Annotated in this window: 10 protein-coding genes; 5 read left to right on the forward strand and 5 right to left on the reverse strand. The window is 51.7% G+C overall.

Annotation, left to right across the window (positions count from 1 at the left end; genetic code table 11):
* Nucleotides 1–142 precede the first annotated feature (142 nt).
* On the forward strand, nt 143–769 hold the full coding sequence (locus R6H26_RS05570; protein WP_404789053.1) for a COP23 domain-containing protein: 627 nt from the start codon (nt 143–145) through the stop codon (nt 767–769).
* 44 nt (nt 770–813) lie between these two features.
* Here the strand turns inward: R6H26_RS05570 and R6H26_RS05575 are convergent, their stop codons facing one another.
* Nucleotides 814–1653 (reverse strand): SWIM zinc finger family protein, encoded by an 840-nt coding sequence (locus tag R6H26_RS05575; RefSeq protein WP_404789055.1) that lies wholly within the window; start codon nt 1651–1653, stop codon nt 814–816.
* Between the two features lie 128 nt (nt 1654–1781).
* Here R6H26_RS05575 and R6H26_RS05580 point away from each other — a divergent pair, with 128 nt between their 5' ends.
* Both R6H26_RS05580 and R6H26_RS05585 read left to right on the forward strand, forming a co-directional pair.
* Nucleotides 1782–2354, forward strand: a complete 573-nt coding sequence (locus R6H26_RS05580; RefSeq protein ID WP_404789056.1) for a Uma2 family endonuclease — start codon at nt 1782–1784, stop codon at nt 2352–2354.
* 358 nt (nt 2355–2712) lie between these two features.
* Entirely contained in the window at nt 2713–3240 is a 528-nt protein-coding gene (locus tag R6H26_RS05585) for a DNA-binding protein (protein WP_404789058.1), read from the forward strand.
* 102 nt (nt 3241–3342) lie between these two features.
* Here R6H26_RS05585 and R6H26_RS05590 read toward each other — a convergent pair whose 3' ends face one another.
* Nucleotides 3343–6561: a DEAD/DEAH box helicase gene (locus R6H26_RS05590; protein ID WP_404789060.1), complete on the reverse strand. Its 3219-nt coding sequence runs from the start codon at nt 6559–6561 to the stop codon at nt 3343–3345.
* Between the two features lie 117 nt (nt 6562–6678).
* Nucleotides 6679–7419, reverse strand: coding sequence for a class I SAM-dependent methyltransferase (locus tag R6H26_RS05595; protein ID WP_404789061.1), 741 nt, complete (start codon nt 7417–7419; stop codon nt 6679–6681).
* 263 nt (nt 7420–7682) lie between these two features.
* Between R6H26_RS05595 and R6H26_RS05600 the strand changes: the two genes are divergently transcribed.
* Nucleotides 7683–9053, forward strand: a complete 1371-nt coding sequence (locus R6H26_RS05600; protein ID WP_404789063.1) for an S-layer homology domain-containing protein — start codon at nt 7683–7685, stop codon at nt 9051–9053.
* A gap of 30 nt (nt 9054–9083) precedes the next feature.
* Here R6H26_RS05600 and R6H26_RS05605 read toward each other — a convergent pair whose 3' ends face one another.
* Nucleotides 9084–9698: a cupin domain-containing protein gene (locus R6H26_RS05605; RefSeq protein ID WP_404789065.1), complete on the reverse strand. Its 615-nt coding sequence runs from the start codon at nt 9696–9698 to the stop codon at nt 9084–9086.
* Between the two features lie 318 nt (nt 9699–10016).
* Here R6H26_RS05605 and thiO point away from each other — a divergent pair, with 318 nt between their 5' ends.
* Complete coding sequence (thiO, locus tag R6H26_RS05610; RefSeq protein ID WP_404789067.1) at nt 10017–11093, forward strand: glycine oxidase ThiO; 1077 nt, start codon at nt 10017–10019, stop codon at nt 11091–11093.
* Between the two features lie 38 nt (nt 11094–11131).
* On the opposite strand, the gene miaB is transcribed toward thiO, so the two are convergent.
* Nucleotides 11132–12487 carry a tRNA (N6-isopentenyl adenosine(37)-C2)-methylthiotransferase MiaB gene (gene miaB / locus R6H26_RS05615; RefSeq protein WP_404789069.1) on the reverse strand — a complete coding sequence of 452 codons (1356 nt, stop codon included), beginning with the start codon at nt 12485–12487 and terminating at the stop codon, nt 11132–11134.
* Nucleotides 12488–12672 lie beyond the last annotated feature (185 nt).

Consider the following 12672-nt stretch of genomic DNA (forward strand, 5'->3'; position numbering starts at 1 on the left):
TTGTTCCATATTTTTCTGCCCATAGCTTATCAGAAAAATCCGAAGAAGTATTCTGCGTTATGCAAAAAGAAAAACTCCGATCGTGAAAATATAATTCTACCAGCGAGTTGATTGAGTATTTTATGATTTTTAGTCGTGTTTTATGAAAACACTTGAAATCCCTATGATTCGACCTATAAATGCCATTTTTGCCGCGATCGTGATGGGTTCTTCGATAGGTATTCCTCTTTTTCCTGCGCGTTCTGCTGACGAGCAACCTGCGACGCGATTTTTCTGCGGCCAGAGTCAGATTGCTGGAACGAGAAAAAAAGTTCCAACAACCTTTGCTCGGACAAAAAGAGGAAACGTACCCGTCATTCGATGGCAATCTACTTTTTTCCAAGCTTCTAGTCCTTACACGCCGTTAAAGCGTTGCGAGGAAGTTTCGCGTCGATTCCAAAAGTACTACAGCGAGGGCATCCTGGCTTACCTTACGGCTGGACAAATGAATTCACAAAATGTCATTTGCGTGAGCGAGGAATATGGCGGACCTTGTCAAGGTTTACTCCTGACTCTCGAGCCTAAGGACAATCCTAGAATGGTTTTGCAAGATTTACTGAACGCGCGCAATCGTGCCGGTGGACCTTTAACTCGTAGTACGGGTTCTATTTACGTGGATATGGCCGATTTTCTGGAAAAAACGCCAGTAGAGAACGATCTGTCCTCCCAGTCAGTTCCTCGAATGAATTCGCCTAAAGAAACCTTGCTAAAGCCTGCAAAGAAGCTATAAGTCCTTTATGCTGCGCTCATTGCCGAGCCTAAAAGAAGTCTGCTTCAAAACAGTGGCGCGTTCTTCGTTCCGATCCGTTTGTAGAGTTCTTCCATTGTCTCGATGAACGAACTCTCTTTATCCCAAAAGGGCGGAAAATCACCTTGCTTTTTCACTAGAATGGCGGGTACGCTGGCTTGGCTGGCGACTTCGATGGTCTGAGGGAGGCGTTTTGCGCCCTGCCAAAAGTCTTTCAAGCTTGCAACGGCAACGGATGTTTGCACCGCAGGTTTTGTGAAATAGCTCGGGTCGGGTTTGGGTGCAGTTTTTTCTAAGGTCATTTCTGCGGATAATGCCTGACCGAGGGGCGATCGCGCGAGTTCTTTCTGAAGCGCATCTCGCGATAATCCTCGCAGTTCAAACAGCAAAAAGGGATCTTCATCAAGCTGAGCTGCGATGAGGAAGTAAACTCCAGCGATGTGTTTGCAGGGATTGCTCCAGTCCGGGCAAGAACATTTGGTCTTAAAGTCATCTTTGCGATAGGGCAGTAGATGGAGATCGAGCTTGGCAAAGGCGTCATCGATGTTGTCGGGGATTTCGTTGAGCATGAGCCGCGAGATCAGGCTGGCTTTGGAGGCAACGTAGGCGATCGCCGCTGACCAATTGGCGGCACTAATGGATTTAAACTCGATGGTGGTGGTGTAGAGGGGTTCTTTGTAGACGCCAAAGTAGGGATTTACGGAGCCGCGTACTTTGGCAGAGATGACGCCGTCTTGAATTTCAAAGCTTTTGACTTTTCCGCCACGGGCGTAGGAACGACCTCGACCTAAGCGGCCCGAATCCATAATTTTTTCGAGGGCGGCGATGAAACGCTGCCCCCACCAAGTGCGACTAAATTGCGCCATTGTTTTGACTCCAAAGTTGCGCTTACTCAGTAGCTTAGCGATTTTTGAGTGTTGAGGTTGCTAAGTTGCGCAAATTTAAGCAAGGATCCGTCGATTAAAATAAAGGGGATGTATGGCCGGGTTAAGTCATGACATTTACAACTCCAAAATTGCTCAGTTTTGAAGAATACCTTGCCTACGATGATGGGACAGACACGCGCTACGAGTTGGTGAATGGCCAATTAGAACCTAGGAATCTGCCTACGTTCCGGCATTTGTTTATTTCTACGCATATCGAGCAACGGTTAGATGCAGAAATTAAGCGGCTGAGTTTGCCTTGGGTTTGTCTCCGCGAGGCGGGGGTACGCACGGGTTGGCGGAAGTCGCGGCTGACGGATGTTTATGTTTTGACCGCTGACCAAATCGCTGGAATGCTGGATCGGTCGGCGGTGTGCCAAACGTCGCCGTTGCTGGTGGTGGAGGTGGTTAGCCCGGATTCGGTGAAGCGAGATTATCGATACAAGCGATCGGAGTATGCGGCGTTGGAGATTCCTGAGTATTGGATTGTGGATCCGCTGGAGTCTAAGGTGTCTGTGCTGCTGTGGAACGACAGGCTATACGAGGAGACGGTGTTTGTGGGGAGTCAGGCGATCGAGTCTCGGACGTTTCCTGAGTTGCGGTTGACGGTGGAGCAGGTTTTGGCGGCGGGGAATGGGGAATAGGTGAGGCATGAGTAACTCCGGCTAATGGTTGTCACTTGACAACTGCTTGTTTTAAGTCTAGCCTGTATCAATAAAGGTTTTTATGGCAAGGCGATCGCACTCAAAGCCAGAGATAGAGGCAGCATTGAAATATGCCGAACAAAACGGGTGGCGAGTTGAGGTCGGTGGGGCGCATGCCTGGGGAAAAATCTATTGTCCTTACAATGACAAAGCATGTAGATGCGGAAATTTTTGTATCTCTAGCATCTGGAGCACCCCGAAAAACGCAGGGAATCACGCGAAGCAGATTCGGCGAATCGTAGACAACTGTACGACGCACAACAGGACAGATGATTCTGGCGAAGAGGAGGAATGAGCAATGAATGAGTATGATTTTACTTTAAAGTTTCATCTCCACAATTCCCAAATCGATCCTAATGACTATATCGAGCAACTGCATGAAAGCGGGTGCGATGATGCCTTGATTGGCATTGGGAAGAAGGGATATATAGCACTGAATTTTATGCGCGAGGCATCGTCAGCTTACGAAGCTATTTCTAGTGCTATTTCTGATGTAAAAAATGTTTTTCCACAAGCTAGCCTTATTGAGGCAACTCCAGATTTTGTTGGATTGACTGACGCCGCTAAAATTCTTGGATGTACTCGGCAAAATATTAGAAATCTTATTGTAAAAGGTGAGCCAAAGTCTCCACTGCCTGTTTATGAAGGGACGCCGTCTATCTGGCACTTGGCAGAGATTCTACTCTGGTTAAAAGAAGATAAGATGTACTCAATTGATGACTCTTTATTAGAGGTTGCTAAGATTAATATGGACTTTAATATTGCCAGAGGCTGGCACAAAATAAATCCAGATCTTCAAGAAAGTATTATGACTTTGGTTGCTTAGGTAACATTTATCAGGTTGTCAGCCGTTGATTCGGGCTTATATCAGCCAATGTTTGCGGGCTGATTTAGAGCGATTTGAGAGCGAGACATTATCAGAATAAATCTACTCTAAAATTGCGCTTTTATTTAGAGAGATGAGCTTCTTGAAAGCATCATTATCTAACTCCGTAAGCCAAGATTCATCCGAACCCACAATCGAACCTGCCAGCTTCTTCTTATCCTCAATCATTTCATCAATCCGCTCCTCCAGAGTGCCGATCGCCACAAATTTATGCACAAACACATTCTTCTTCTGTCCAATCCGAAACGCCCGATCCGTCGCCTGATTTTCCACCGCAGGGTTCCACCAGCGATCGAAGTGGAACACGTGATTCGCCTTCGTGAGCGTAATACCAACACCCCCTGCCTTCAGAGACAAAATAAACACCGATGGCTCTGTTTCCGGGTCTTGGAACTCCGTAATCATAGCCTCGCGCTTATTGCGATTGGTGCCACCGTGGAGGTAGTAGGTATTGTAATGACAGGTATGACGTAGGTATTTCTCTAAAGCATCCCCCAACTCCGTAAATTGAGTAAAGATCAGCAGACTTTCGCCTTCCTCCATCACCTCTGCCACCATCTCGCTGAGGCGGCTGAGCTTGTGCGATCGCTCCGGCGTAAAGTCGCTCTCGTCCTGCAAAAACTGACGGGGATGGTTGCAAATTTGCTTTAGCTTCAGCAGCGTCGCCAAAATCAACCCTTTGCGCTGAATGCCATCTGTCTCATCAATGTTACTCGTAACGTCCTTAACCACAGCCTCGTAAAGAGAAGCTTGCTCCTTCGTTAGATTGCAGTAAAGCTTTTGCTCCACCTTATCGGGCAAGTCTTTGATGATAGATTGGTCGGTCTTCACCCGCCGCAGAATGAAAGGTTCCACCAGCTTTTTAAGGGTTTGCGATCGCATCCTGTCGTTGTTCTTCTGAATGGGTAATTCAAAACTCTTGCGGAACTGCGCTTCTTTACCCAGATAACCGGGATTGAGGAAGTTAAAAATCGACCACAGATCCAACAGCCGATTCTCGACCGGAGTTCCCGTCAGGGCCAAGCGATGGGGCGCTGAAAGCTTCAAAATAGCCTTGGTCTGCTCGGCTTTGGGGTTCTTGATATTCTGCGCTTCGTCTAAAACCAACCGATGCCAGTCCACGCTTTCAATCAGCTTGAGATCCTTGCGGATCAGCGTAAAGGACGTAATGACCACATGGTTCTGCTGCGCCATCGCCTGAAATTCTTTCACATCCTTAGCACGTTCGTTCCCGTGATGGACGATCGCCCGTAGATGGGGCGCAAATTTCTCGACTTCCTTGCGCCAGTTTCCCACCACAGACGTCGGTGCAATCAGCAGCGTGGGCTTCAGAGGCGTGTCGGACTGCTCCTGCTCCTGCACCAGTCGAGCAATCACCTGAACGGTTTTGCCAAGGCCCATATCGTCTGCTAGACAGCCGTTCAGGCCCAATTGTTCTAGATAGCACAGCCAAGATACGCCGCGTTTTTGGTATTCCCGCAACGTGCCTTGGAGTTGAACGGGGTCGGCGATCGCCTCCAGCCGACTCTTGTCGTGCAGCTTATCCAGCATTTCGGCAAGCGTTTGAGCGCGATCGAACTCCACCTCCAGGTCTTCGCCCCCCTCAGCGGTCATCCGCATAAAGTCGATGAGGGTTAGCTCGGGGTTTTCGATCTGCTGCTTTTTCCAGAACTCCAGCATCTGCTGCATCTTGTCCTGATCTAGATGCATCCACTGGCCTCTAAACTTGACCAACGGTGACTTGGCCTCGACCAACTCCATCCATTCTTTCTCTGTTACCTGCTCGCCCCCGATGGCGAGGTCGTACTGGTACTCCACAAGGTTGTCGTAGCTAAAGTAGCTCTTGGCTTTTTCTTTAGCAGTAGAAAGCGATTTCCCCTTAGCCCGCAGGCGTACCTTAGCCCTTTGATGCCCCTTGGGCGTCCACCAGGCTGGAATAATCACCTTGTATCCGGCACTTTCTAGCACCCAGGCAGAGTCTTGCAGAAACTCGAATGCCCCAGCTAAATCCATAAAAATGCTGACGGGGCGATCGGTTTCTAACCCCTGCCAGAGTTTGGGATAGATCCGAGCCGCATACCCTAAGTTCAAGAGCAGATTTTGCTCGAAACTATCGCCCAATTGCTTTTGTAGCTCTTTCTGTCGCTTTGGCTTGGCCGACCAATATTCCGCGAGCGGAACCCGCAGAGATGGATCCTGGCGAGGAGCAGCTAGAAACTGGAGTTCCCAGTTGTCTTCTGGCTTGCTCGGTTCGCAAAGCTGAAAACACAAATAGAACGGGATTGCCGTTTGGGTATGGCTGATGCGATCGCGCCAAGTCCGCCACTTTTGATAGAGCGCCAGATCTTTGCCCAGCGGGCGATCGCTGGCAGTGAGGCAGGCGTGCAGAAGCGTGTTGTTGATTTTTTGGTCGAACCCTGCCGTTGAGGGCGTATGGGTTGCAATTTCAGTCAGCAAGCATTCCGAAAAATGGCGCAATAACAGTTCGCGATCGTAAAATTCTGGAACGTCGCGGGGTTCTGCAAATCCTGCAACGCAAGCTAAGGGCATGTAGTCTGCATACCTTTTCAGATCGGCCTCGTAGCGCTCGTCGATAATTTCCCAGCCCGGATAAATCTCAAAATCCGGTTCGCTTTTAGCCGGAGACTTTGCAGCGGATTTACCCTTACCTTTGGCTGAAGCGGCTGGTTTTGCCGCAGCAATTTCGCGATATTTCAAAGCCGGAATATATCGATCTTTCAGGATGACTTGCTTAAAAGCTTGGGTGTAGTGGTACCAGAATAGAAGATCGGCACCGAGCTGCACTTCTGCTAAGTTATTGATGGCTAGGAAGTGAATTTCATTGAGCAGTTTGATCGCGTTCGCGACTAGCTCGGAATGATACCCGGTCGTTTTAACTAAAGCTTTAGCGGCGTAGCAGTCCACCTGCCAATATTGCAGGTCGAAGGTTTCGGGAATATCCTGCTCTAGATACCGTGCCATCTCTAGAGAAGGGAGAGGGCGATCGCCCGCGCTGGGGAGCAGAAAATATTGCGGCGAAATCTGCTCTGCGATCGGGTGCGTTCTCAGCTCCGACTTAATACCTAGCTGTTGCGCCAAAAAAGGTTCGAGCTCGTCCTTAAAAAGGTGGCTTGGATGAATATTTTGAGCTGTTTTGCGTTTTTTGGTCGCCTCGGTTGTTTCCACCCAAAGGAAAAACGTACCCCTTTGGATGAAACTATCTTCTGCTTGTGGAATCCAGGTGCCGTGAAGAATTTTCATCGGTTCGGTTCTCGGAAGACTGCAACGTAGGACTGATGTAAAAGCGTTCCCCTGCCCCCTAGCGCTTGCAGAGAGGCTCCGCAAGCCGTAAGCCTTGTCTATAGCTTACTGTCAACTTTACGGCTTGATTGCCATGATGCGCAAACGGCGATAGTCTGCAATCCATCGGCCATCGCAATACAGCGTCGGTTTGAGTTGCTGTTCGACGGATGCGATCGCTTGAGTTTGCTGCTCGGGCGTTAGCCGATCTAAGAATCCGTTTGCGAACGCGCGCAGCCAATTGGCTAAGCCCTCATCTGCACCTTCTAGAGGCGTCGGGCGATCGCGCAAGGTTGCAAACACCACTTCCAATCCTTGCTGTTCCAGCCGCGTGGAATATTCCGCCACGCTGGGGAAATACCAGGGCGAGACGTAGAAAGCATGGGTCTTGGTAAGGGCTTGAGTAATGGCGTTTACATTCCCCTTCCCACCAAACTCAGCGACAAACCGCCCGCCCGGCTTGAGCGCTCGGCAAATGCACTGGATCGCCGCATCCGGTTCTTTAACCCAATGGAGCGCGGCATTTGAAAATACAGCATCTAATGGCTCGCGGACCTCAAAAAAACGAGCGTCCGCCTGCTCGAATACGAGATCTGGATAGTTCTGCCGAGCCTTAGCAATCATGGCTGCATCGGCATCCATTCCGCGTACTGCCGCCCCCAACTGCGCCAACTGTGCCGTCAACTGCCCCGTACCGCATCCCAGATCGAGAATCGACTCTCCAGCCTCGGGCGCAAGTAGATCCAGAAGTTTTCCCCCATACTGCCAGACAAAGGCGTGCTGGTCTTCATAGAGCGCGGCATTCCAGGTGTTTGTCATGTTTGATGGCTGCGGTTATCGATCGCCTCAGAACGCAAGCATTGCAGCGTACATCTACTTGCAAGAATCGATCCATCTTATCAGAGCGGGGTGAAGGAACAGGGCGATCGCGAACAACGTCATTAACTCGTTTATGGACATATTGTCTTGTTATTGACAAAATATAGCCTAATTATAAGGATTAAATTATTTATGCTCTGCTAGAAACTAATTTACTGGCTCTAGTGTCTATTTAAATGTCATCGCATTAAGTAGGCATTTTTATGAAAGGATCGTATTGGTTGCAGTCTGGAACAGCTTGGGCTTTAAGTTTGAGTGCAATTTCCAGCTTAGTTGCGGGTTGGGGCACGGCGGTGCGAGCGCAAACGCAACTCTCGGATATTCAGGGCGTTTGGGCCAATCGATGCATTACTTCCTTGGCCGAGCGCCGCATTATTAACGGGTATCCAGATGGTACATTTCGTCCCAATGCATCCGTTACCCGCGCAGAATTTGCAACCATGCTCGGGAGTGCGTTCCCGACTCAAAATGCTAGCAATAGTTCCAAATCCTACGGCGATGTAAGCCGAGGATTTTGGGCCTATCCTGCGATTCAGCAGGCAGCTCAGTCTGGTTTTTTGACGGGTTATCCCGACGGATCGTTCCGTCCTGCCCAAAACATTCCACGGGTGCAAGTTTTGGTTGCTTTAGCCAACGGGCTTAACTATCGGGTGCCTGCTAACTCAGACAGCGTTCTGACTCGCAATTACGACGATGCCGATGCGGTACCGAGTTATGCCAATGGAGCGATCGCCGCTGCCACGGCCCAACGCATCGTGGTGAACTACCCCGAAGTGAAGCGACTCGACCCGAATCGAAATGCAACCCGTGCAGAAGTGGCGGCCTTTCTGTGCCAAGCGTTGAAAGAACCGACCCAGACCGCGCTCGTACCGGCCAGTTATATTGTCGGCGGCGCGTTTCAAAACGATATTTTTCTGAACGCAGGCGAAACCATTCCGGTGAAATATACGGCATCCGATCGCATTCTGGTAACGCCTACTGAGACCGTTGACTTGACCCTAACGACAACGTCCAACGTCAAAACGGCGGATGGAGTCACGATTATCCCTGCCGGAAGTCAGATCGAAGGCGTGCTGAAGCCTCAAAGCGGTGGCTCCCAATTCGTGGCGCAGACGCTTCGCATCGATGGAGAATCCTATCCCATCTCGGCTTCGTCGGCAGTGGTCTCTCGCGTTAGAAACACTCGCGATATTAACTTGATTTCCCTCGCTCGAAATTCCGCGATCGGTGCGGGTGTTGCAGCCGGAATTTCGGGGCTAGCAGGCGATCGCACCATTACTGCGGAAAAAGTTCTTGCAGGTGCTGCCACTGGGGCCGCTATCGAAACCAATCGGGGGCGTCCGGCACTCTCTATTTTGAGAGATACGGCGATCGGGGCCGTACTGGGTGCTGGAGTGTCGGGAGTGGTGGGCGATCGCACCATTACGCCCCAGAAAGTCATCAGCGGTGCGGCGGCGGGCGCCACCATCGGCGGGGCTATCGACCGTCCCAAGTTGAATCGGGTGGTTGTGATTGAGCCGAATACAGACTTAACGCTCAACTTAAACGAGCGCTTGGTGGTAGCCCAGCGTTAAGCATTTGGGAGACTAATTGCGGTCCGGGGCCTAGCTCAGCACCCGTTCGGTTTCGAAATACTCGTCGTCCATCGAAGTATTGAAGAAAAACATGCATCCATCGTGGCTGTAGGGTGCATGAACCGAACCGGGATGAGATCTGATATAGTCCCCCGCACCGTAAACTTCGGTTCCAATTCTCAAGTCTCCGCTTATCATGTAAATCTCCTCAGTCTCCCGATGGCGATGTGGGGGATACTGCATTCCTGGCGATGCTTTCAATACTCCTGATATTCGCCTTGCAATGCGATCGGTGTAAAAAATCGAAACCTCAACGCCAGGCACGGGATGTGCCTTCCACTGAATATCTCGAAATCGTACGGTAAAAAGGTGGCTATCTTCTGGGGCTTCAGCAACGGGAGAAATGTCTTCAGGCGGAGCCAGATTTAAAGCGTCAAACAAGCGTCCTTTGAGATCGCCAGCGACTTCTTTAAGATCCGCGCCGTAGGGTAATGCAGTGGCTGCAACCTCGTACTGGTGAAACTCTTCCGCCAGTTCAGGTATCTCCAAAATCTGCCGTTCTACCCAATCGCGCTCGGCCTCGTCCAATAGGTCTAGGACGTAGAAGGGAGCGAGATCGCAAAAGCATTGGTGTGCCGAGTTCATGGCAGTAAAAATCTAAGGAGGATGAAATATCGCGAATATTGACTGGTTTAGTTCTAGAGAAGATTGCTAACTCAATTGTATCGATCGAGACTGACGAATTAGCTTCCGCCGTTCGGCTATGAGTACGTCTTCAATAGGGTCTACGCTGGATCGTTCGGTTTGGGTCTCTAGGCAGCATGCCTGTTAAGGCTGAAGCGAGCGATGACATTAACGATGCGCCTCCTTGTACAATGAAAGCTGCGGAGCATTTATCTGTAGGTTTGGAAAAGTAGCTCCTAGCCTTCGGGCTGGGAGAGGATTGGAACGAAGGGAAAACCCATGCAAACCCGCAGCGATGTCTTAATTATCGGGGGGGGAGCCATCGGGATGGCAACCGCCCTCGAACTGGCGTTGCGAGGGGTATCGGTCGCCATCCTCAGCCGCAATTCCCAAGAAGCCGCGCTCCACGCTGCTGCCGGAATGCTGGCTCCACAAGCGGAAGGTCTCTTGCCAGGACCCATGCTGGAACTTTGCCTCCGCAGTCGATCGCTCTACCCGGAATGGATTGACAAATTAGAGTCCTTGACGGGAATGAATTCCGAATATTGGCCCTGCGGTATTATTGCCCCGCTTTATCGCGATGCGGAGTTGCTACGGGGGACTGAGGAAGCAGCGCAGTGGTGCGATCGCCCTTCTTTGGATATCCTCCAGCCCGAATTGAGCGATGAGGTTGCGGGCGGCTGGTGGTTCCCGGAAGATGGGCAGGTCGATAACCAAGCCATGGCCCGAGCCTTGCGCGCAGCTGTAGCGCAGTGCGGCATTGCCGTTCGCGAAGGCGTTGCCGTCGATCGCGTTGCCCGCGATGGAAACAAAGTGACGGGCGTTTGTGCCGGAAATGAATGGTATCGGGCGGATTGCTACCTGTTGGCAGCGGGGGCGTGGTCGGGAGAACTCCTCCCCATTCCTGTCGTGCCGCGTAAGGGACAACTGCTGGCAGTGCGCTCGAAGACAGGGCGCCAGCCGCTTCAGCACGTCCTGTTTGGCAGCGAAGTATACCTCGTGCCCCGCCACAACGGGCGGATTGTGGTGGGAGCCACCAGCGAAGATGTCGGCTTTACCCCCCACAATACGCCAGCAGGCGTCCAGCAACTCTTGACCGCCGCCATCCGGCTCTATCCGCTACTCGAAGACTGGATTTTGGAGCAGTATTGGTGGGGGTTCCGCCCCGCCACCCCCGATGAGTTGCCGATTTTAGGCGCTAGCCCTTACTCGAACTTAGTCCTGGCAACCGGACACTACCGCAACGGAATTCTCTTAACGCCCATTACCGCCGCGTTGCTTGCAGACCTGATTTGCCAGCAACGCATCGACCCCATTCTCAATGCATTTCGGTACAGCCGTTTTACGGAAGCTTAACGTCAAAGCAAGGCTTAACGTCAAAGCAAGGCTTAACGTCAAAGCAAGGCTGGCATCAAAGGCATGCCCGTCAGGCTGAAGGGTCGGATTTCCGTGATTTTGACCGGAACGAGCTGGCCGCGCAACTGTTCGATCTCTCCTGCAAAAAAGGTCAGCCGATTGCCCCGCGTTCGCCCCATGACCTGGGTCGGATCTTTGTGGTTGGTATCTTCGACCAAAACTTCCTCCGTGCGGCCTAGATAGCGCTGCGATCGCCCTGCTGCCTTCTGGTTGACCAAGCGGTTGAGTTGCTGAAGGCGATCGGCCTTCACTTCCTCGCTCAGTTGGTTCCCCCAGAGCGCTGCTGGGGTGTTGGGACGCGGAGAGTAGGCCGCAGTATTCAACAGATCGAATTCCAGGTCTTCCACGAGCTGGAGAGTGGCCTCAAACTGAGCGTCCGTCTCCCCTGGAAACCCCACGATCGCATCGGCGCTGATGGAGGCATCGGGCATGTAGGAGCGCACCATCTCGATAATGCGGCGATAGCGTTCCTGGGTATAGCCTCGGCTCATAGCCTTCAGAATTTCATTGTCGCCGGATTGGAAGGGGATATGGAAGTGTTCGCAGACCTTTGGCAGCTCGGCACAGGCGCGAATCAGCCGCTCGGTGAAATAGCGCGGATGGCTGGTGGCAAAGCGAATCCGCTCGATGCCCGGCACGTCGTGGACGAAGTAGAGCAAATCTGTCAGGGTGTGCTGGTGGCGGCCTTCAACCGTCGATCCGGGTAGGTCCCGACCGTAGGCATCGATGTTTTGGCCCAGCAGCGTCACCTCTTTGAACCCTTGGCGGCTCAGGGTCTCCATCTCCGCGCGAATCGCTTCGGGGGTCCGAGATTGCTCGATCCCGCGCACGTTGGGGACGACGCAATAGGTACAGCGCTCGTTGCAGCCGTAAATGACGTTGACCCAGGCCGTTACCGCACTATCCCGTCGGGGCTTGGTGATGTCTTCGACGATATTGATGGGTTCGGTGGCCACCACCTGATTGCCGTCAAACACTTGCTCTAAGAGCTCCTGAAGCCGATTGGCATGCTGGGGACCCATGACGAGGTCCAGCTCTGGAACGCGGCGGAGGAGCGCTTCCCCTTCTTGCTGGGCCACGCAGCCCGCTACGACTAGGGTCAGGTCTGGCTCTTGTTGCTTGCGCTTGGCTTGCCGTCCCAGATACGAATAAACCTTCTGCTCGGCATTGTCTCGAATCGTGCAGGTGTTGTACAGAACGATCTTGGCATCGTCGGGTTGTTCGGCCCACTCGTAGCCCATTGCTTCTAAAACGCCGGCCATGCGTTCGGAGTCGGCCTTATTCATCTGGCATCCAAAGGTGACGATGTGGTAGCGACGGGACTCTAAATTCATGGATGACACAATCGAATTGACAAAGCAGCAACCTCTATCCTAAAACATGGCTGGCTCCTCCACTGGCAATTTTTGCCGCTTTAGAGTGAGCGATTTTGATGGGTATTCTTAATGAATGTTCAAGATATGTTATAAAAAACAAGGGTTTCGGTGTTTAGGCTGCGCCTACGACAACGGTTGTGCGA

The sequence above is a fragment of the Altericista sp. CCNU0014 genome, assembly GCF_044923475.1.
Taxonomy (GTDB): domain Bacteria; phylum Cyanobacteriota; class Cyanobacteriia; order Thermosynechococcales; family Thermosynechococcaceae; genus JAAURS01.